This window comes from Gloeocapsopsis sp. IPPAS B-1203, assembly GCF_002749975.1.
GTDB lineage: Bacteria > Cyanobacteriota > Cyanobacteriia > Cyanobacteriales > Chroococcidiopsidaceae > Gloeocapsopsis.
The window spans coordinates 66,967-88,714 of sequence record NZ_PEIG01000010.1; the positions used below are offsets into that span (position 1 = coordinate 66,967).

At 41.2% G+C, this 21,748-nt stretch carries 18 protein-coding genes and 2 pseudogenes; 6 read left to right on the top strand and 14 right to left on the bottom strand.

The annotated features are described in order from the left end of the window. Positions 1-94 precede the first annotated feature (94 nt). Positions 95-1,501: a dihydrolipoyl dehydrogenase family protein gene (locus tag CSQ79_RS17765; protein ID WP_099702495.1), complete on the top strand. Its 1,407-nt coding sequence runs from the start codon at positions 95-97 to the stop codon at positions 1,499-1,501. Here CSQ79_RS17765 and CSQ79_RS17770 read toward each other — a convergent pair. Next, positions 1,498-3,270 (bottom strand): DUF3685 domain-containing protein, encoded by a 1,773-nt coding sequence (locus CSQ79_RS17770; protein ID WP_099702496.1) that lies wholly within the window; start codon positions 3,268-3,270, stop codon positions 1,498-1,500. The two genes, CSQ79_RS17765 and CSQ79_RS17770, sit on opposite strands and share 4 nt — an antisense overlap. A gap of 41 nt (positions 3,271-3,311) precedes the next feature. Continuing rightward, a complete protein-coding gene (locus tag CSQ79_RS17775; RefSeq protein WP_099702497.1) occupies positions 3,312-3,755 on the bottom strand; it encodes a Fur family transcriptional regulator in 444 nt (147 codons plus the stop codon). 522 nt (positions 3,756-4,277) lie between these two features. Here CSQ79_RS17775 and CSQ79_RS17780 point away from each other — a divergent pair. Together CSQ79_RS17780 and CSQ79_RS17785 are read left to right on the top strand one after the other, a co-directional pair. Next, a complete protein-coding gene (locus tag CSQ79_RS17780) occupies positions 4,278-4,838 on the top strand; it encodes a hypothetical protein (protein WP_099702498.1) in 561 nt (186 codons plus the stop codon). A gap of 289 nt (positions 4,839-5,127) precedes the next feature. Further along, positions 5,128-6,816 carry a GspE/PulE family protein gene (locus tag CSQ79_RS17785; RefSeq protein WP_099702499.1) on the top strand — a complete coding sequence of 563 codons (1,689 nt, stop codon included), beginning with the start codon at positions 5,128-5,130 and terminating at the stop codon, positions 6,814-6,816. A 193-nt stretch (positions 6,817-7,009) separates the two neighbouring features. Here CSQ79_RS17785 and CSQ79_RS17790 read toward each other — a convergent pair whose 3' ends face one another. Continuing rightward, positions 7,010-7,420, bottom strand: a complete 411-nt coding sequence (locus CSQ79_RS17790; RefSeq protein WP_289501271.1) for a response regulator transcription factor — start codon at positions 7,418-7,420, stop codon at positions 7,010-7,012. 175 nt (positions 7,421-7,595) lie between these two features. On the opposite strand from CSQ79_RS17790, the gene CSQ79_RS17795 reads away from it, so the two are divergent. Continuing rightward, on the top strand, positions 7,596-8,069 hold the full coding sequence (locus CSQ79_RS17795) for a CRR6 family NdhI maturation factor (RefSeq protein WP_099702500.1): 474 nt from the start codon (positions 7,596-7,598) through the stop codon (positions 8,067-8,069). Positions 8,070-8,162: 93 nt separating this feature from the next. Here CSQ79_RS17795 and CSQ79_RS17800 read toward each other — a convergent pair whose 3' ends face one another. Continuing rightward, positions 8,163-9,110, bottom strand: coding sequence for a glycosyltransferase family 9 protein (locus CSQ79_RS17800; protein WP_099702501.1), 948 nt, complete (start codon positions 9,108-9,110; stop codon positions 8,163-8,165). A 274-nt stretch (positions 9,111-9,384) separates the two neighbouring features. Between CSQ79_RS17800 and CSQ79_RS17805 the strand changes: the two genes are divergently transcribed. Continuing rightward, on the top strand, positions 9,385-10,098 hold the full coding sequence (locus CSQ79_RS17805) for a carbonic anhydrase (RefSeq protein WP_099702502.1): 714 nt from the start codon (positions 9,385-9,387) through the stop codon (positions 10,096-10,098). A gap of 93 nt (positions 10,099-10,191) precedes the next feature. Here CSQ79_RS17805 and CSQ79_RS17810 read toward each other — a convergent pair whose 3' ends face one another. From CSQ79_RS17810 to CSQ79_RS28030, 8 genes and pseudogenes are all read right to left on the bottom strand, one after another. Next, positions 10,192-11,325: a geranylgeranyl reductase family protein gene (locus CSQ79_RS17810; protein WP_099702503.1), complete on the bottom strand. Its 1,134-nt coding sequence runs from the start codon at positions 11,323-11,325 to the stop codon at positions 10,192-10,194. A 191-nt stretch (positions 11,326-11,516) separates the two neighbouring features. Then, on the bottom strand, positions 11,517-13,307 hold the full coding sequence (locus CSQ79_RS17815) for an ABC transporter ATP-binding protein (RefSeq protein ID WP_099702504.1): 1,791 nt from the start codon (positions 13,305-13,307) through the stop codon (positions 11,517-11,519). A gap of 34 nt (positions 13,308-13,341) precedes the next feature. After that, positions 13,342-14,550 carry a glycosyltransferase family 2 protein gene (locus tag CSQ79_RS17820; RefSeq protein ID WP_289501272.1) on the bottom strand — a complete coding sequence of 403 codons (1,209 nt, stop codon included), beginning with the start codon at positions 14,548-14,550 and terminating at the stop codon, positions 13,342-13,344. 490 nt (positions 14,551-15,040) lie between these two features. After that, complete coding sequence (frr, locus tag CSQ79_RS17825) at positions 15,041-15,589, bottom strand: ribosome recycling factor (protein ID WP_099702506.1); 549 nt, start codon at positions 15,587-15,589, stop codon at positions 15,041-15,043. Next, entirely contained in the window at positions 15,576-16,304 is a 729-nt protein-coding gene (gene pyrH / locus CSQ79_RS17830; protein WP_099702507.1) for a UMP kinase, read from the bottom strand. The genes frr and pyrH overlap by 14 nt, the downstream gene beginning before the upstream one ends. Before the next feature lie 198 nt (positions 16,305-16,502). Next, positions 16,503-17,432 carry an agmatinase gene (gene speB / locus CSQ79_RS17835; RefSeq protein ID WP_099702508.1) on the bottom strand — a complete coding sequence of 310 codons (930 nt, stop codon included), beginning with the start codon at positions 17,430-17,432 and terminating at the stop codon, positions 16,503-16,505. Positions 17,433-17,516: 84 nt separating this feature from the next. Further along, a pseudogene (locus CSQ79_RS28025) lies at positions 17,517-17,951 on the bottom strand (Clp protease N-terminal domain-containing protein); the annotation flags it as partial. Positions 17,952-18,161: 210 nt separating this feature from the next. After that, a pseudogene (locus CSQ79_RS28030) lies at positions 18,162-18,362 on the bottom strand (ArsR/SmtB family transcription factor); the annotation flags it as partial. Between the two features lie 114 nt (positions 18,363-18,476). Here CSQ79_RS28030 and CSQ79_RS17845 point away from each other — a divergent pair. After that, entirely contained in the window at positions 18,477-19,367 is an 891-nt protein-coding gene (locus tag CSQ79_RS17845) for an alpha/beta fold hydrolase (RefSeq protein WP_099702510.1), read from the top strand. A 2-nt stretch (positions 19,368-19,369) separates the two neighbouring features. Here the strand turns inward: CSQ79_RS17845 and CSQ79_RS17850 are convergent, their stop codons facing one another. Both CSQ79_RS17850 and CSQ79_RS17855 read right to left on the bottom strand, forming a co-directional pair. Further along, positions 19,370-20,767, bottom strand: coding sequence for an LCP family protein (locus CSQ79_RS17850; RefSeq protein WP_289501273.1), 1,398 nt, complete (start codon positions 20,765-20,767; stop codon positions 19,370-19,372). Positions 20,768-21,230: 463 nt separating this feature from the next. Next, on the bottom strand, positions 21,231-21,587 hold the full coding sequence (locus CSQ79_RS17855) for a hypothetical protein (RefSeq protein WP_099702512.1): 357 nt from the start codon (positions 21,585-21,587) through the stop codon (positions 21,231-21,233). Positions 21,588-21,748 lie beyond the last annotated feature (161 nt).

Consider the following 21,748-nt stretch of genomic DNA (forward strand, 5'->3'; position numbering starts at 1 on the left):
AAAATAAGAATATTCATTTTTATTGTTATATATTATACCATACATTTCAGCATTAACCCTGACCTTTGACCCCCGACACCCGACCTCTTTTCCAATGACAATTGACTACGATGTCGTAATTATTGGCGGTAGCCTTGCAGGACGCTACGCAGCGATTCTCGCAACTCAATTTGAAGCTAAAGTGGCGCTAGTAGAATCTCCGCAGCAAGAGATTTTTGCTCATCTTTTGACACCGTATGCTTTAACCTGTTTAGGAAAATTGCGGCAGCAGTGTAGTGATATAGCATTGGGTGCAGTTAACACAAGTACTGTACAGTGGGCAGAAATAATGCAAGGAGTTAAGGGCGTTGTCGCTAATACCGAAGAACAATATTCCCCTGCTGTTTTAGCCGCATTGGGAGTTGATTTGATTTCTGGTATTGGGCAGTTTGAACACACTTCTACACTGACTTTTAATGTAAATCGGCGTCAATTGCGATCGCGTAATTTTTTACTTGCAACTAATTCTCGTCCTGTCATTCCCCATATTGAAGGATTAGAAGCAACAGGTTACTATACAACTTCAGATATTTTACCTGTTCTAAATTCTGCTAACCTGCCGACTCGATGGGTGATTATGGGCGGCGATCCATCTGGAATTCAAATGGCGCAAATCTTCACGCGCTTTGGTTTAGATGTGACTTTAATCGTCAGACATTCGCGCATTCTTCCTCAAGAAGATCCAGAAATTACGCAATTAATTCAAGCTGCATTGGAAGCTGAAGGTGTCCGCATCCTGACAGCAACACCTGTGAGTCAAATCAAGCAGATTCAAGGTAAAAAATGGGTGCAAGCCGGAAATCAAGCAATTGAAACTGATGAGATTTTATTGTGTGCTGGACAACAGCCAGATCTAGTGCATCTTAACTTGGAAGCAGTGGGCGTGCGCTCGCACCGTAATCGTCTGGTGTTAAACGCGAAACTGCAAACAACACACCCTCGAATCTATGCTTGTGGTGATGCAATTGGCGGTTATTCGTTTCCGAACATTGCTAATTATGAAGCGGCCATCGCCCTCAAAAATAGTTTGTTTTTCCCAAGACATCGAGTAGACTATAGCAGCATTCCTTGGGCAGTTTTTTGCGATCCTCAGTTAGCAAGAGTAGGATTGACAGAAAGACAAGCCCGACGTGGTTATGGTGATGTAGTGGTGTTGCGACAGTATTTCAAAAGCGTAACGGCGGCTCAATTGGAAATGGTAACAACTGGAGTCTGTCAAGTCGTACTTTTACCAACTGGAGAAATCGTCGGTGCTACTATTGTAGGTTCCTATGCCGCAGAATTGATTCACGTTTTTGGCTTGGCGATCGCCCAACGAATGAAAATTGATAAAATTGCTCAGCTTGCTCCGGTTTATCCGAGTTTTGCGGAAATTTTTGAGCAAGTCGCTATTTTGGCGTATCAATCACACCTAATTCGTCCTTCGATTTTGGATCGGTTTTTATCTTTGTGGCGTCGTTAAAATTTCTTTTTTCTGCCTACTGAAGCTGAACTCCCAATTCCTTGCAGAATACCACGACCAACTAAACCTATTGCACGACCAATAACTTGTGTGAGTACATAAACAACACCACTTCCTAAAAACGCAATGACTGCGCGGAATCGTGGTGCGATCGCATCGCGTAGTTCTAAGGCTAATGTTACTAATTGAGGAATACCAGAAAGTTGCTGCAATTCTTGACCTCGTGGTGCATAAACTGAAGTTTTGACAATTCCTCTATCAATGAAAAGAAATAATTCGTAACGACTTTCAAAGATTGCTTTAGGTTCTACATAATATTTTTGCCAGCGATATTTCCACGAAAGATTATTTCTGAAACGTTCGATTTCTCGTGTAGAAATTAATCGACTATCATAAAAATTTTGTTTAATGATTTCTACATCAGCAAGTCTATTTAATAGAGGTTGTGCTACGGCATTGGCGACATGAATTAAAAGGTTATGTAAGATAATTTCTGCTCTTGCTTTAGCTTCTGGTGTATCGGCTTTATAGGGAAAATTATCAATGACTAAAGGTGTTTGAAATAATAAATAAGAAAATAGCTCACTGACTAGAGGAATTTTATTCAAAATCTCAATTTGAACAGTTTCTACATCTTGTAGCAAAAGATTAACAATCTCTAAGTTACGATTTTCTACTTGTAAGACAGCGTATCTACCAAAAAAATCGACAGTTGTTCCTTGCCACAAGTCTCGGAGAATTAAATACTGCATTTCTCCTAATTGATGCGGTTGTATTTGAGCAAAACGTAAATCTTCTAAAACTTCTACTACTTTTTGGAGAATAATCTTAAATAGTTCTCGCTTTTTACCTTCCCGCAAAATATCAGTTTCTAAAGTTAAAGTTGTTAGGTTTTGCAAGCTCGACTCAAGTTTTGCTGCAACGATCTCTAAGATTTCGTACACTTCTACTTGGCGACTCAAGCTAGCATCTAATCGCACAAGCGCTCCAGAAGAGACATTGGTTTGAGATGACAACTCAGCCTCTTCTCTAGGTTGCGTCTCGGACAATTGAATGACATTCTCAACACCATTTCTAAGCCTTGATGTATCCTCTTTACCTGTAGGGCTTTTGCCTTTTGGTAGCGGTAACAAGTGAGTCACGAGCCAACGTGATGCGAGAAGTTCTCTACGCTGTCCGGCTAAAAATGCCCGATCTAGTAACGGTAAGCCAGGAACTTGTAATCGAGCATTTACTGCGGCTAAAGTTGTATCAATTTGCTGTAATCCTGTCCATCGCAGGTGATTTCGGACTAAGGCAAGAATACTAGGTGCAGCCAATGGATTTTGTAGTGATTCTGCTTCAATCCAGTAATTTCTTCCTAAAGCTACTTGGCGGATTGCTGCTACGACATTCAAAATAGAAGTCCCTTTGGGACAGTAGCCTTCGATTCCTACCACTTTTGCTGAGGCTAGTAGGGCTGGTTCCTGCAATGAACTGAGAATGAGTATCGGTAGGTCAGGATAATGAGATTTAAGCTGCTGGCAAAGCTCTAGCCCTAGCTGTAGCTCTAAAACAACTAAATTGACTGTATCTGATGGTAAACCACTTGAAAACGCTGTCGCATTTTCTCTAGCGAAGTCTGCCAAGATCTTCCTTGCAGATGCACCAGATTCAGCTTCTGCAACAATTTGGATGTCGGGATACGATTCATTGATGAGCCGTGAAAATCCTATCCGAAAAATCGGGTCAGGCTCAATTAACAATAGCTTGGTTGTGCGATCGCTCATTATGCTTGATCGTGCCTTCACATTCAGCGTACGCGCACATCTTACACTTCTGCCCGTCGATATCCGTAAAAGTTAATACTATAGTCAGTAATTTTGACTCCGGTTCTTCTTTCTACTTCCTCCAATAAATCTTTGGGGAGTTCTACCTCGACATCCAAAATTTGGTTTGTATCTAAGCAATTCACATGACTGTGTGAATCGCTGATATTTCCGTAGAGGCGTCCATCCGAGCGTTCAACGCACTCAATGATACCTTGAGTAGAAAGTGCTTCTAAGTTTTGATACACCGATGTATGTCCGATCTCTTTTCCTTGTTGATTAAGGCGATCGTAAATTTCTCTGGCTGATAGGTGTTCTTGAGCTTGCCAAAGTAGCTCTAAGATGAAGCGACGCTGGCGACTCAAGCGCATACCCAGTGCTTGACACTGAGCAACAGCATCTTCAAGTGAGCGAATTGGTTTTGTAGCTGCCGCTTCTTTTTGCATGGCTGAAACTTCTTTTGTGATTAGGTAGTCAATCTACCTCTTGTTTATTATTTTACCGAACTAACTATGACATTTGAGTTAATGAGAGTTGCACTATAGCTAGCACATTCAGTGATGCTTGCAAACCTCCTGGTGCTTTTTTGCTAGTTCAAGCAATTTAATGGGCACACCAGATTCTTTGGTAGATAAACTCATTACCACTTTAGCTTAAAACTGTACAGAATGTCTACAAGACTATACTGCGCAAGCTTCTAGTTGATTTTTGCTTGTAGCGATCGCGTTGTATGCACAACATTTCTCTAACATACTCGTTCATCTTAGATGGACTTTCAATCGATCTATTTTCCCAAAAATCATTCTTTTATCTATTAGTTATTAGCACATTTGAGTTAACACATTTTAGTTAACATGATTATGCGAATTGACACATAGTTAAAGAAACAATTAGATATAAATATAAAGCTTTTGTGATAGCTTAAGTAGCTTAAAACATAAAAAAACTAATTTTTTTAGGGAGATAGTATGAAAAAGATTGTGAGAACTACAAAGATTTTGTTGTGGTCAACTCCTATTTTAGGATTAGCCTCATTAAACCCAGCCTGGGCAGGACCAGCAGTTTTTGATAGTAGTAACACTTGTACAACTCTCAATTGTTCTGCTTCTATTATCAATGGGACTTACGTAACAAGTTCAAACAATAATGTAGATCCTTTTATCTTACAAGTTTTTAGTACTGGTAGTGAATGCGTGCGTTTAGCTGTAACTTCCCAAGGAACCGACCTAGAAGCAGTTTTAGTGTCACCCAGCGGTGCGGTTTGGAAAGATGATGATGGTGGTGGTAGTTTGCGTCCTTTGATCAAGGCTAATACAGATGTGCGTGGTTGGTACACGCTTCAAATTGCTCGTTATAATGGCACTGCTGCTAATGCCGATTTTACGTTGAATTATGGACGTTATCCTTCCGGTAATGTCAACTGCTCCGCACCTACGACACCTTTGACGGCATTTAGCCAACAATCAATCATCAAGCCTAGTACTGAATCGATCGGAACACCACCGAGAGAAGGTCCTAACAGTAGATAGCATCTTTAAAATTAGGTTGACTTTGGGTTAATTATTTGTGTTTGCTAACACATTAAAAAAATTACCTAATTGAAAGCTGAGTTGTCACTATAAATGGCAATTCGGTTTTTTATTAAACTTAGTAACAACCATTTTTTGAAAAATGAAGTTACTCAAAAAAAATGGCTATATTTTCCCCAAAAGCTTAAGTAAGGTATAAGTAAAGAAGAAGCACTATTACGTAATCTGGTAACTTCAATAAGAAGTTAATTATATAAGGCTGGTTCAAACTTATTAATTCTGATTAATTATGCAATCTGTACCCTCCTCTGCTTGGCAAAGACTCAAAAATCAAGAAATCAGCTGTACCCAAGCCCTGAAGCTGCTTGTAGACGAGCAAGGAAGAGTTAATACTGAACTACTCGATCGCGATGTGAACTCCAGATTTTTACGTCACTTTCCTGATAAGAGCAGTGTTCCTCCTGTGATTCCGTTATTATTGTGGCGTGGTTGTTACTATTTAGGAAGTCCAGTCAATGTTGATTCTGAAGCGATCGCTTTTTTAACTGAACGCACTGGTAGCAGCATCAAGATAATTCCCATATCCGACAACAGTTACCGTACCTGGTTTCATACACAAAATCTCAACACAAATCGGATCACTGCTACACCATTCGTCAATCCTATCACTGGTGAGCAAGAAGCCGAAAACATTACAGAAACAACCCAAATTTATTTATCACGCTCTGCTGACCAAATTGAACGCATTAAAACCCTGCTTTCTGGAGCGTTGCGAAATCGGGCGAGTGACATTCACCTCGAACCTACGACTGAAGGTTTGCGCGTGCGCTATCGCATTGATGGAGTGCTGCGTGATATCACAATGCTACCCCAAGAGTTAAGCCGTCGCGTGATTGTGGCAATCAAAGTTATGTCTAAAATGGACATCTCTGAAAGCCGCCGCCCCCAAGATGGAAGGATCGAAGAGAAATACACAACTGGTGAACATGCGGAAATGGGAATGGATATGCGTGTGAGTACCCTTCCTTGCGTTAACGGAGAGAAGGCAGTTATCCGCTTACTACCACGTGAAAATCCATTCTCACAACTTGAAAATTTGGGCTTTACGCAACAAACACTTCAAGTGTATAGATCTTGGCTGCAACAACCGCAGGGGATGATTATCTTGACAGGTCCCACAGGTTCAGGTAAGACAAGTACTCTTTATACAAGTTTGCAAGCTGTAGCGACTGAAAATGTCAACGTTGTTACCGTCGAAGATCCTGTAGAGTACATTTTGCCACGGATTACACAAACACAGGTTAATGAAGCAGCGGGAATGACCTTTGCTGCAGGCTTACGCGCCATTCTACGTCAAGACCCTGACATTATCATGGTAGGAGAAATCCGCGACCACGAAACCGCAGAAACAGCAGTACGTGCTGCACTAACAGGACACTTGGTATTTACAACACTGCACACCAATGACGCAGTAGGTGCGATTCCTCGATTGCGAGATATTGGTCCCGATCCTGGATTACTTAGCGATGCGTTATTAGGAATTGTGGCACAGCGACTCGTCCGCCGAGTGTGTCCCCACTGTAGTGAGCCTTACACCCCTGCTGAAGCAGATTTACGAGTACTTGGAATTGACTCGCAACATGTTCATTCTGAAAAATGGCGCAAAGGTAAAGGTTGTGGTATTTGTTTCAATTCTGGTTTCTTAGGACGTGAAGCAATTGTTGAGTTATTAGATGTTGATGATACTGTGCGGGAAATTATTTATGAAGGTACACTGACACAACTACATCGTCATCTTAGAGAAATTCATTTCGCTTCGTTCCGTACTGCTGCTGTTGAGAAAGTAACAAATGGCTTAACGACTGTGGAAGAAGTTCTACGAGTCTTGCCGCGTACAGCTCTATACAATAAGTTGGTAGATAAAGAATGGACACCTAAATTAAAGCCGATGAATGCTTATAGAAATGTAGGAAGTTGAGCATAATTAATAGGAATTGTTTAACCTTAAGAATTAAACTTGTAGTACACAATAAACTCGCGCCGGCGGGTTATTCTATTAATTCTACACGTCGTCTAAACTTTGTGTGCGTGTGCGTAATAGTGAATTCTATGTACCTAATTGCCTAATTCGTCACATTAAACATATGGCAATAGTTAATATGGTGAGGACGTTATAACAAATCTTGGGACAAAAGCTTAGCAATCATCGCAGTTCTTGAAGAGACACCTATTTTAATAAACAACCGACGTAGGTGAGTAGCAACTGTCCACTGACTAATTTGCAGTTGGCGGGCAATAACTTTATTAGGCAAACCTTCGGCTACTAGTTGAGCGATCGCTTGTTCTCGTGGACTAAGATGAATGTTGTTGTTCGACTTGGTTTTATGGTAGTCCACATAGTATACCTGCTCAACATTTGATTTTAAAATGATCTCATGGTTAATTGGATGATGCCTGTGCATAACCAAGTGAAGCTCAGTACTGTCAACTTGATTAATCAAATTGTCGAACTGTAGTGCTGCTTCAGATTTTGCTGGGGAATGAGATATACTAATTAGTCTTGCCAATTTTGGTGTTTTCATCACTGCTATGCACCTTGAAATTGTGTTCAAGATCACACTCAGTAGATTTATGCTAATTTCAGAAAAATATACATCTTTCTTAACAGAATCAAGGTGAGCAAAAAGTCAGTTCATGAGCAACCTACAACCTCATCGCCTTAGTGCAACAATAAATGTACCTTGATTTGATGATTCCATGACGTTGGCGATCGCACTTAATTTCAATCAACTCAATACCTTAGACTTGTCTTCGGTGCAAACGGCGATTGAAAACCTACTACAAGCAGGAACAATCACTGCCCATGAGCAACAGTTATGCTTTGACATACACTATCCTCGTGAACCTGACGACCCTCGGGAATTATCAGAAATCCCAGAGATTCGGCTATGGTTTATTCGTTTAGATGCTCAGTATCCTTGGTTGCCATTTTTACTCGATTGGAAAGCAGGGGAACTTGCCCGCTATACTGCTATGCTAGTGCCGCATCAATTTAGCTCAAAAGAAGGCATCCAATTTAACCCTGAAGCTTTGGAAATTTTCTTGATGCACAAAATTTTTATCTTGCACGATTGGATGCAACAACAAGGTATCCCCAGTCAATCACGCCTGAAGTCTATGGGACAAATGTTCGGCTATGACTTAGAGGATACATTCTTTGAAATGTTTTAAGGGGTGAGGAGTGTTAGCGCAGCGGGACGAAGTCCGGAGCGAGGGGCGAGGGAGTTTAAGAAAATTCTATATAACTCAAAATTCAAAACTCTTTTAGCCACGCCAAATTCGTTCCAAAACAGTCTGCGGAGGAATATCCGCAATTCGTCCACTAGGAGATTTAATCGCAATGTAGCGATCGCTTTTTGGCAATACTTTTGCTGGTTCTGTGAGTCCAAACAGGGCAATAGTATACGTTTGCACGGCAACTGCTAACTGTAGCGATACACCTCCAGTAGATAGCAACAAATCGGCTCCCGCAATCATAGCAGCTAACTTACCAACATCGGGTGGCGATGTGAGTTTAACATCAGCATCAGCATTAGATTGTAGTTGTGCTAACTGTCCGCTATCTGGATTTTGAAGTGCCACTAAAGGAAGTTCTGGCTGTTTTTGTTGAAAGTCCTGGATAATCTTTTGCCAACTATCAACTGGGTAGCTTTGATCTGGCATTAATTGCTCATAACCATCACACAGCAAAACATAGCCACTGCTTTGAATCCCCAATCGTTTCTTTTCCTCTTCTGCCCAGTGAAGATCCGAGGATGGTAAATTAACATTTAATTCTGGGCAGGAAGAACGAATTCCTAGCCCTTGTAATAAGTCATGGTACATTGCTGCAGCATATTGCTGTGACTTGATGGGCACAGAGTTAGTCAAAAACATATTACTTGCGCCTTTGTAGCCAATACGGGTAGGAATTCCGGTTAACCACAGCAATAAACCAACAAACCAACGTTGCCCTAAGGAAATCGCTACATCATACTCGCGATCGCGCAGAATACCGACTAAATTGACCCAATCTGCTGCGCTGTTCCGGTCTTGATAATCGAATAGCAGAACGTTGGTTACAGCCTTACAGATGCGATATGCTTCTTTGGCGCGTGGTTCTACTACGACATCAATCTGAGCATTAGGATAATTCTGCTTTAAGTCATCAAGGGTGGGAAAAAATAGGATTTGATCGCCGATGCCGCCAGGGACTAGGGCTACTACTCGCATAAATAATAATTCTTTACGCTTACTCGCTCCCTATTTTAGGGGAACATATACTTATTTGAGTGATTTATTTTAGGAATCAGTAAAGATATTCGGAGTTTTCTGGATTTCTGAGCAATCTCAGCGTCAGGAAATCACTATATTTTTTGGTGTGATTTTCTCTTTTAATGTGAGCTATTGCAAGAAAAAATCTATCTTTAGCGTTTCAGGGGCTATTATTTCATAAACTTAAGTTAAGTACGAAGGTGTTGAGCAAAGCACCGTTAGGGGAATATGTATGAAAAAGCTAATTCAGGGTATTCATTCGTTTCAAACCAATTATGTGAGTACCCATCGCGAGATGTTCGAGTTGCTGTCGCAAGGTCAGCATCCGCGAATTTTATTTATTACTTGCTCTGATTCTCGGATTGATCCAAACTTAATCACGCAAGCCGAGCCAGGAGAAATGTTCATCATTCGCAATGCTGGTAACATCATTCCGCCCTACGGTGCAACTAATGGAGGTGAGTGTGCTGCGGTTGAGTATGCAATTCACGCTTTAGGAATTAAAGAAGTCATTGTATGCGGTCACTCGCACTGCGGTGCAATGAAAGGATTACTCAAGCTAGACAAGTTAGAAGAAGAAATGCCATCAGTTTATCAATGGCTCCAACACGCAGAAGCAACTCGCCGGATGATGAAGGAAAATTATCAAGATTATGAAGGCGAAAAATTACTTCAAGCAACTGTTGAAGAAAATATTCTGACTCAATTAGAGAACTTACGCACTTATCCTGTAATTCATTCCCGATTGCACAGCGGTCAAGTACACCTGCATGGTTGGGTTTATCATATCGAAACAGGAGAAGTTTTGGAATATGACCCTGTACGACGTCAGTTTGTATCGCCAGAAAGTCGATTATCGCGCTCAGCGTGGTTAACTCCTGAGCAACAGCAGCGTATCTACAAAGGTTCAGCAGCCTCTCACGCTAAAGGTAATGGACAAGTATAGAGGTTTAGAAGAGTTACTCATTAAGAGTGTTGAGTGTTGAGTTAAGAAAATTCTCCAATTCAAAACTCAAAACTCAAAACTCAAAACTAATCACTATCCTCCCATGCCTGGAATCAAGCTACCACTGAGACGCTTGAGGGCACGACCAGCAACATCGCTATAACTCATTTCACCACACAGGATTTGACCCATACGCTGTGTCGCTGTAGGACGTTTGACGCCAACTTTGTAGCCAATACCAGGAACGCGGTAGAAAACTCCGGCTAGTTTTTGTGCCCATGCCATATCAGCACCCCACTCGTCACAGATTGCTTGCGAATACTGCTCCAGGGCATTAACATTACCTGCGATCGCTTGATCAATGGCTTCCGCAGCTTTGACACCACTAAAGATCGATGGGCGAATACCCTCAGCAGTTAGCGGATCGACAACACAAGCGGCTTCTCCTGCTAATACAGCGTTTTGAGTATGTAGCTTTTGATTGCCATTCCACAAGCACAGCGCGTGACCGTACTGCTTACAAGTTTTGATATCCAAGCCAAATAAATTACCATACTCGCTCAAAATTCCTTTGAAATCTTGAGGTTCGCCGCCAATAAACGTCCCAACACCGATTGAGTAGCCGTCAGCTTTAGGAAAGTTCCAAATGTAGCCATTTTTGACCAAGCCAAACTCGAAATGGGCAATGTGACCATCTTCTACCTTCGCAGGGGCTTCAGCTTCTAATGCTCCTGCCAAGCGGCGTTTGCGGTCTTTGAAGCCTAACCACTTTGCCATTGGTCCTTTAGCACCGTCTGCAGCAATGATATAGCGACCTGTAACCGGACCGTTAGCAGTGTCTACTTGCCAATGATCGCTTTTGAACTGAATTCCTTTCACTTCGGTGTTGTCGCGCAGTTCTGCTCCCTGTTTTTGTGCTTGTTGCACTAGGAAGTGGTCAAAGATATCGCGCCGTACCATCCACATCGGTTCGGGTGTTTGCAATTTTGCTTGCACTGGATCGCCCATTTTCCAGGTGTAGCGAATGGTATTGACCTTTGTGGATATTGCTGGAGAAAAATCAAAGTCAAACCATTTAGCGATCGCGGGTGACACTCCACCTCCGCAAGGTTTATAACGTGGAAGTGATTCTTTTTCCAACACTAATACAGAATGACCCCGTTTTGCTAAATGATAAGCTGCTGTACCGCCAGCAGGTCCAGCACCGACAATTATGCAATCATACATAAAGCTACAGTTTTGCTCCTAAATTCTACGATTGTAAGGGTACAAAGGCTTTAAACTATTTTGCACTCTTACTACTGAGATCAAAATGCCAATAAGGTATTTTTACAGAATCATATTTTGCGAAAAAACTAATAATTTGCTTTATAGCATACAACTGTAGTTACCTCAGGTGCTGAGGCTGGCATTGCGGCTCAAGTAAGAACTGTGTTGTGTTGTAGATGATAAAGCTGGGCAAAAAGCCCATTAAGTTGCAATAGAGACTGAATACTACCTTTTTCTCTAATTCGTCCTTTCTCCATCACGATAATTTGATCGGCTTGCTCAATAGTAGACAAACGATGCGCAATGACAATCACGGTACGGTTTTGACCAAAACTCTGCAATACTTCTTGAATGAGATGTTCTGAAATACTATCGAGTGCGTTAGTAGCTTCATCGAGAATTAAGATTTCAGGGTTGCAGATAATAGCACGCGCTAAAGCAAGACGCTGTCGCTGTCCTCCTGATAGCCGAACTCCTCTGTCGCCCACTTTTGTTTCGTAACCTTGAGGGAGTTCAAGAATAAAGTCGTGGGCATGGGCAAGCTTTGCTGCTGCTACAATCTCATCTGTTGTTGCATCTAATCGACCATAGGCGATATTTTCTTTGATTGTTGAGCTAAAAAGATAAGTATCTTGGCTCACAATTGCAATTCGGCTACGCCAGTCAGCAAGATTAAGCTGCTTTAGTGGTTCGCCATCTACATAAATGTCTCCTGTGGTTACATCATAAAAACGGCAAAGTAAACCAATAAGCGTTGATTTCCCCGCACCTGAAGGACCAACAATTGCTGTAGTTTTTCCGCATGGAATAGTAATTGAAATTTGTTGTAAGACAGGTTTTTCTAGAGGATCGTAGCGAAAGGTAACACAGTTGAAGGCGATCGCTTGTTTCAATCCTTTGAATGGCAACTTACCAGAAAAGATATACGTTTTATCAGCACGGTTTAAAAGCTCCATTACTTGCTCTACAGAACCCGTTAAACCTCCTAAATTGACACGCGCACTATCAAATAGCTTCATTTGAGGTTGTAGGCGATAGAGCATAAAAATGAATGTCAACAATGTTGGTAAGTTACTCTGGTCTTGCAATGCCACTATCAAAATACCTGTTAACAAGGCTGTAGAGAGTACTTCAGAGAAGGGATTAACAGCTCCAGAGATGACATCAAGCCTTCTAAAAGCCGTACAAACCTCCTGCGAGGCTTGCTCAAAGCGCTCTTGTTCGTATGATTCGCGTCCAAAAGCACGAATGACTTTCATCCCACTCAACCCTTCTAAGGCTCGACTAACAAAGGCTGCATTAGCGCGTGCAGCTTGTTTACCTACACTTTTGACTTGGCGAGTTACAGATTGGACACTCCATGAAATTAATAACATAGCGACAGCAACCAATATAGTCAGTTGCCAGGAAATTAAAAACAGGAGTATGACAAAAACAACAATTGTGCAAGCACTCGTAATTAAGCTAATGAATACTGATAAAGCTTGGCTAGTTTGCCATGTTTCTTTATCCAGAATGCTCAAAAATCTGCCAGACTGATTGCGTTCTAGATAACCAAAACTGACACTCAGAAGCTGTTTATAAATACCTCTTCTCAAGCGATCGCTGATCTGCCAGTTTAACCAAGAAAAAAGAACTGTGTTGCCATACACAAGACAATTCTTGAGCAGGACACTACCAAAAATGCATAAAGGTATGATAACAAGACGAGAATTAAATGATAAGTTCCCGAATATTTGATTGAGAGTTCCTACTAACAAGTTTTGACTGTGAGCCTGAGAAGTTGTATGAGATACACTTTGAAGAAAAGGGATAAATAAGCTAATTCCTAATCCTTCTGCCAAAGAAGATAAAGTACCTAAAATAATAATGACTGGAATTGCCCATGGATATAGTTTGAGTAAGGGGATTAGCGATTTTGTATCATTTATATCTTTCAATTTTTTATCCCTTGTATCAAAAATAAGGAATAGATTAATAAGCTTTTGCTTTTAATTGAAAATCTACTTCTTGACTAATTTTCAAAATTTTTAGCCATCTATGTAATAGAACAATGTCATATGGTTTCCAAACAAAATCTTTGTATTTGAAATTAACTTGTCTATTTTTGACGTCGTAGATTGTGATATTACTTCTTTTTCGCTTAATCTTTTCCTTTAACTGATTCCAAGTATATTTTTCCTGGAAAATTAAGTGAAATACGGATTTAAGTAGAATTTTTAGAGTCAATATTAAAGTAATTCTATATGTTGCAGGACGCAACAAAAGAAACAAATCTGATTCCAAAGCTTTATATAAGCAAAATAGAGCATTACAATAATCTCCAGATGCAGAGCTTTTTACTGATAGATAGTTGTAAAAAAAGTTTCTAGACCAGCGGTAGATAGTAGCAGGAATTTCTGGGTGTCGTTGCTGGACATCTTGTAAAACTAAATTATATGATTTAATCATTGTTTTACACTTGCTACCCATGCTACCGCTCACCTGCCGATACCCAATTAAAACTTCCGGTACTACTCGAAATTGATAAAATTCAGCAATACGTAAATAAATATCCCAGTCTTCACATCCTTGTGCATCTTGTTCTTTTAGTTGGCAGTTATATCCACCAATGTGTTCAAAGCAACTGCGGCGAATGAGGGGTGTGCTAGCATTACCAATAAAATTAGAACATACTAAATTCGTGTAAACATTTCCTTCTGGTTGATAACTACGATTGTAAATAGAGTACTTATCAATAATTAAATCTTCTTCATCAATTTCCATTGACACAGCATAAACTAATCCTACTGATGAAGGTGCATTTAACAAACACTGGACTTGTTTTTCGAGTTTTTCAGGATACCAAATATCATCAGCATCAAGAGGCGCTATATACTCTCCGCGTGATTTTTGAATTGCTAAATTACGAGCAGCCGCAACTCCTTGATTGGCTTGTTGCAACAAAATGACACGTCGATCCTTTTGAACATAGGATTGAACAATGTCAACAGTGCAATCTTGTGAACCATCATTAACGACTAAAACTTCAATATTTGTGTATGTTTGAGCTAATACAAAATCTAAAGTTCTGTTGATAAAAGCTGCTGCATTATATGCGGGAATAATAACTGAAACTAAAGGAAAATTCTCGTTTATGTTCATATGATATCTAAAAAAAATACAGTAAGTATGTTTATTCAAATGCAAACAGATAAATTTGCATTAACTAAATAAAGAAAGAGTTACAATGAATCTAAAGACCAAAGTGTTTTTCTGCTCACCTGGATGTAGCAATATGAAGATAAAATAGTTTAATACTCTCAGTAGTGCTAGCTCTTTATAAGATAGAAAAAAAATATGTTAGTGGCATCTATTTACATCTTTGTTTATTTGATCTTTAAGTAATAAAAGATGATTGATAAAGAGATAATGAAGTTGTAGTATAGATTGAAAAGATGTGACAACATATTATAAATCCTAATAAGAAAAAACCCGCTTCTGATTTGAAGACGGGCTTGTTATTGTTTTTATCCTTCTTAAGTAGGACTACCGATTTAGCGATACATTCCTACATAAAAAAGTCAACTAACTAGTCGTTAACTAAATCATTGCAGTAACAGAGTGCAGTTATGCTGCGAGTTTAGTCTATTGTGAACTATTCTTATACCAAATTGGTCAATTGAGTTGGTAGTCAAACAGTTGTAATGTCTTTCTCTTTTTCAGTTAGTAATTCATCTATCTTACTGGTATATTTGTTCGTTAATTTTTGCAGTTGATCTTGGAGATCTTGGGCTTCATCTTCAGAGATTTCGCTGTTCTTCTCTTGTTTGCGAATTGTATCAAGAGCATCGCGGCGAATATTACGAATTGAAACGCGCCCTTCCTCAGCATACTTAGCAGCAAGTTTCACCAATTCTTTACGGCGATCGCTTGTCAGCGGAGGAATATTGAGGCGAATCATTGAGCCGTCGTTGTTCGGAGTTAGTCCGACATCCGACATGGAAATCGCCTTTTCAATTAGATTTAAACTGCTCCGGTCATAAGGTTGAATGGTAATTGTTGTGGCATCAGGGGTACTGATATTTGCCAGTGATTTAAGCGATGTTGGCGTACCGTAGTATTCCACCATGACACGATCAAGTAAACTCGCATTAGCGCGACCAGTGCGGATTGTATTAAAAGCTCGTTGCGTTGCATCAACGGCTTTTTGCATCGTACTCTCAGCTTCAGCTAACTTCACAGAAACCTCCCACAAGGGTTCCGATTGATTCTCCTGTCACTGCTCGGCGGATGTTACCCCGTACCGAGAGATCAAAGACAAGAATCGGAATATTGTTTTCTTTACATAAAGCGATCGCAGTACTATCCATCACTCGCAAATCCTGAGTTAAAACGTGGACATAGTTTAGTGTTTGATAGCGTTTCGCATCAGGATTCTTATGAGGATCGGAATCGTAAACTCCGTCTACTTTGGTGGCTTTAAAAATCACCTCGGCATCAATTTCAGCGGCTCTTAAAGCTGCTGTGGTGTCAGTCGTAAAGAACGGATTGCCCGATCCCGCGCCGAAAATGACCACCCGTCTTTTTTCCAGATGGCGAATAGCACGACGCCGGATATAAGGCTCCGCAACTTCTTGCATAGCGATCGCAGTTTGCACGCGTGTTTGCACTTCTATTCGTTCCAAGGCATCTTGAAGCGTGAGTGCATTCATCACAGTTGCAATCATACCAATGTAGTCAGCAGTTGCCCGATCCATTCCAGCAGCTGACGCTTTAACGCCACGAAAGATGTTGCCACCACCTACTACAATAGCTACTTGTACGCCACTATTTACTACTTCTGCGACTTCTGCCGCAATTTCTTGAACGATGGTTGGGTCGATGCCATAGCCCAGATCGCCCATCAAAGCTTCACCGCTCAGTTTGAGTAAAATCCGCCGGTAAGGTTTTCCCATGTAGTTAGGATAAATGTTATTGCAATTGCCTCCAATTTAAGATAGCAGTAGAGGGGTTCTGTGTCTCTACCTACTTTAGGGATGAGGAGCGAGGAGCGAGGGGTTAGTAAAAGAGTGAAAGAGTGATTAGCGAATAGAGAAAGTTATCTTAATTGTCTTGCTCAGCGTAATTCTTGGCTCTTCGTACCGCGCTACTCCCTATCTTGTTACTCGCTCCCAGCTCCTAGCTCCTCGCCCCTTACCTTGATAGCCAATGAGTTTATAAACAAGTTTGGCAGCGGTAAATTCGGAAACAACAGAGTCTGTAACGGGGGCTAATTCCATCACATCGCAGCCGATGACTTGGTGCTTGTCAAATACACTACGCAGAAATGTTGTCAGTGCGTACCAATTTAAACCCCCAGGTTCAGGAGTTCCCACACCAGGAATCAGTGTAGGATCGATGCCATCCAAGTCAATCGTCAGAAATACCTTTTCTGTGGGAATTGCCGCGATCGCATTTTCAATCCAATCGGGCTGTGCTGCAATTTCCCGCGCGCGAAAGACAGTAAGATTTTTTTCTTTAATTAAATCAGCTTCTTCTTTGCAAATTGCTCGAATACCAATTTGAACTGTTGGTAATCCCATATCAACAATCCGCCGCATCACGCAAGCATGGTTATGAATTGAGCCTTCGTACTCGTGGCGTAAATCTCCGTGCGCATCAATTTGCACAACTGTAAACAATTCATCAGGATATGCCTGACGGTATGCTTCGACAATACCTGTTGTAATACTGTGTTCGCCTCCTAAAGCGATCGCAAACTTGCCATCTTGCACAAGTTTCAGAACAGTTTCTTTAGTAACTTGCAACATTTCCTCGGAGGTGACAGTTTTGCTACGGGTATCAGCAATTGAAGGATGGGTGTAGATACCAACATTTAGTCCTGTTTCCCAGTCAAGTTCCTCATCGTAGTATTCCACTTGATGCGATGCTGCAAGAATGGCATCAGGTCCAGTTTCACAGCCACGACGATAGGTTGTTGTTGCTTCGTAGGGAATTGGTAAAATAGCCACCTGCGCTGCATCATAACTCGCCGCGACGTCTGCGCCTAAAAAGGGTATAACCTCTATAGAATGTGCCAGCATGATAAATGAATTATTTAATAAAAATACAACACGAACAATCCTGGCATACAAAGAGCGATCGCTGCACGATTAATGAGATTTATTCAACTGTAAGATGCGCTGTTCTATGCTATGTAGGTTAACTCCTAAGTGTTCGAGTACTCGCACTGCCATGCCACCACGTTCGCGCAAAATTCCTAACAGTAAGTGCTCAGTACCAATATATTGATTGCCTAGTCGCTGCGACTGTTCAACGGAAAGCTCTAATACTCTTTTTGCTCTTGGGGTGAAAGGAATATCTAGCGGTGTTCCTTTACCATGTCCAATGTGCTTCTCAACTTCTACTCGCATATTTTCTAAGTTGAGTCCTTCTGCTGAAAGAACCTGTGCTGCGGTTCCCGTTCCTTCTCCAATTAATCCTAATAAAAGTTGTTCTGTTCCGACATATTGATGTCCTAAACGGCGCGACTCTTCTTGTGCCAGTGCAATGACTTGTGTTGCTTTTTGGCTAAATCTTTCAAATCCTCTGGGAAGAACCATTCGGTCAAATACATTACCAAATAGGCTTTCCATAGATCTTAGGAATCCTTCAAACATAAGTCCTGCCTCCGTGAATGGATTTTGAACAGGGTCTAACTTGTCTTCTCTACTATGGGGATTACTGAGTGTACAACTGTTGAAGAGAAAAGCTAATAAATCTTCTATTGTCTTGGTATTGACTGAGTACCAGATATATTGCTTCTCTTTTCTTGAACTAATGAGGTGCTCCTGTCGCAGTTTGTCTAAGTGATGAGACAGTGTTGAATTTGGGATTTGTAATTTTGCTTGAATATCACCAACGATCATTCCTTGCGGGTATGCGGCAAACAGCAATCGCATAATTTCTAATCGAGGCTCTGACCCAAGTGCTGCAAATAAATCTGCATATCTTATTGTGTTTGCTTTTTCCATAATTCTAGTTTAATGGAAATAAAATAAACTATCATTTTTTGTAAAGAATTGTCACAATACCAATGGAAGTATTTGTTTTACCCTGATCTCTGACCCCGACCCCCGACCTCTACTATGATTTCTACTGCATCATTCACCACAACTAAAACCTGGACTTGGAAAGGTTTTCCAATTTGCTATCAAACCCAAGGCACGACAGGACCAGCCATTGTGCTGATTCATGGCTTTGGTGCTTCTTGGTGGCATTGGCGCAAAAATATTCCTGTATTAGCAGAAACTTGCCGCGTGTATGCGATAGATTTAATTGGCTTTGGTGGTTCTGCCAAACCCGAACCAACCACAGAAATGCATTACACCTTTGAGACTTGGGGACAACAAATTGCCGATTTTTGCCAGGAAGTTGTAGGGGAGGAACCTGCTTATTTAGTGGGAAACTCAATTGGTTGTATTGCAGTGATGCAAGCTGTGGTAGATCGTCCAGAAATTGCGAGAAGTATTGCACTCCTAAACTGTTCGCTGCGACTGCTGCACGATCGCAAACGTGGGGCATTACCTTGGTATCGCCGCTTTGGTGCGCCAATGGTACAACGGCTACTCTCAGTTAAGCCAATAGGCAGCTTTTTCTTCAATCAAATTGCTAAACCAAAAACCGTACGCAAGATTCTGCTGCAAGCGTATGCTAATTCTGAGGTTGTGACTGACGAACTAGTGGATCTTTTAATGGCGCCGGCAAAAGATCCTGGTGCTGTTGCTGTATTTTTAGCATTTACCGCTTATTCTTCAGGACCGTTGCCAGAAGATTTACTACCGCAGCTACCATGTCCAGCAATTATGTTGTGGGGAACAGCCGATCCGTGGGAACCATTCGAGTTAGGTCAACAACTTGCTAATTACCCACAAGTGAAAGAGTTTATTCCCATTGAAGGCGTCGGACATTGTCCCCAAGATGAAGCACCGGACAAAGTCAATCCGATTTTACAAGCGTGGATTGCACAACAACTTTAGATTTAGTACTCTTGTGTTCGCAGCCAGTCTTGACCGAGTTGAATTGTGACGTCCGAACGAAGATTTCCGGTACTTTCGACACGGATTTCGCCAAATCCTAAGGTATCGCGAATTGCGCGAGCGTTGTCAATATCACCTTGTTGAGCCACAATCCGAGTCACATCGAGTGGTTCATTCCAAGGCGTAGCAACATAGACTCGACGATATCCCGATGTTTCAAGCATGTTAGCGAGCGATTGAATAGCGCGATCGCTGCCTGTACTATCTTGAATAGCGATTCTCAGCTTTGCCGGATTGAGGTCGCTAAAATGAGAATCTGTCGGAACATTAAAGTGCTTTGCCATCATCATGGCTATGCGATCGCGATCGGGCAGCCAGTAACTTGCTACATACTGGTCTGGCGTGCTAAAAGTACCAGGGACAAGCAACATTTCAACATCTGAGCGTTCTGTTTGGACGCCAAAACCTACTAGTGCCATTAATTCTTCAACTGTTAGGTTTGTGTCGATATGAGTTTGAATAACCGACATAATTTGCGGCACTCGTGCTAAAGTTGCTGGGTTTAGGGCTTGTTCCATCAAAGCCCGCATCAACATTTGCTGTCGTTGAATGCGACCAATATCACCGTATTCATCGTAGCGAAAGCGGAGTAATTGCAACGCTTGATCGCCATCTAAGTGATGTCTTCCTGCTTTCAAATTGATATACAAATGTTGACTATCATCTTGATATTTCATGTCTTTGGGGACATAAACAGTAACACCACCCAAAGCATCAACTAATTTTTCTACACCTTGAACGTTGATCCGGATGTAGCGGTCAATCGGAACACCGTTGAGAAGATCGCTAGTCGCTTTCGCACTCAGTGCTGGACCACCTTGAGCATTTGCCGCATTAATTTTTGTGGTTCCGAGTCCTTCAACTTCTGTACGAGTATCTCTAGGAATCGACAATACAGCTAGTTTTTCTGCTTCTGGGTCAAACCGCAGCAGCAGCATTGTATCAGAAAGACCTTCAAAGGAATTAACCAGTGCGTGGTAGCCCAAGTCTTCTGATCTGACATCAGGATCGTCTACATCAGAAGAAAGAACCTTGACACCTAAAACAAGAATATTGACAGGGCGAGTCAATTCAGACAGCCGTAAACCTGTTTTAGAAATGCGATCGCCGCGACCAAATACTGCTTCTTCTTCTGGGCTAAGCCGAGATTGCATCAAAGGAGTGCTTGACAAAGAAACAGCGAGTAGTGCTCCAGCTGTCGCAGACAACATCGCTATACCAGTCATTGCTACCCAGAACCATAGCCAACGACCTGATTTAGCTGAGGAATATTTGGTGTTGACTAATCTGGGAGTTCCAGGAACAGAGGGATTTTGAGTAGAAATTTTATGAAATGGCACAGACTTCCTCACACATACTCAATTACACTTCACTTAAGAACGAAACAAAAGACGAACCTAAATCAAGCTAGCCCTCAATTATCGGCTGTAGAGGGTCATAAATAGCAATAACTATGACACACATTGCAGGATATGAGAACTTTTACTCCAAATTTGATTTTTTGCTGTTTGGAGTTTAGCTGGATTTGTTGGAATTAACCACTAAATTCCTTCATAAATATGAAAAAATATTTTGTGTTAAGGATTTGCATAGCACCTATCAAAAGATGTGCTATATTTCTCAGATTACCTACTTATAATCTCTGGTCGTGTTTTACTTTTGAGTTGTTATGTAGAAGTAAGCTAAGGTTAGCTATCAAGCATAAAAGATAAGTGCGATTAAGTTAACAACTAATTGAGTTACTCTTCAAGCTAAATCTAACTATTGAGATGTGAGCTAGGCATCTTACCTGCCAATCTACCCCTACCGCAGATCCAAACGCTGTGCCCACTGGCTGAATCCTGGCAAGCGTGCAGGCTTACCTTTAACAATTAAAAACATCAGCCAAAGACTGACTAAAAAATAACCAGAAGTTAAAAAGCTGTTCAGTATCAATAAGCGCAGTGCTAAAAACTCAAAAGTTTCTGCCCCACAACCCATTAACAGATAACCTAATAACCAAGTTCCTGCTAAAGTGACTGCTAAGCGGCAAACTGCTTTTTCTTCTTTGCTGCACTGACGACGATACAAAGTCCAAAGGGCTGGGAAAAAGCCAATAATAGGAATGAAATATACAAATAGAGATAGACGATTAGTAGGATTGAGACTGGCATCAGACATTAGGTCAGTACTACAAATAAAATCAGGAGAACGATCATTTGGCGAGAAGTTGTGGTTATTCGTCTTTATGAGACGATTTAGCGGATGATTCATATTAGTTTCCAGAATCCTGAAGTAGATGGATGAGGTAAAGCGATAGAGTTAGAGATAATATCCTGCAT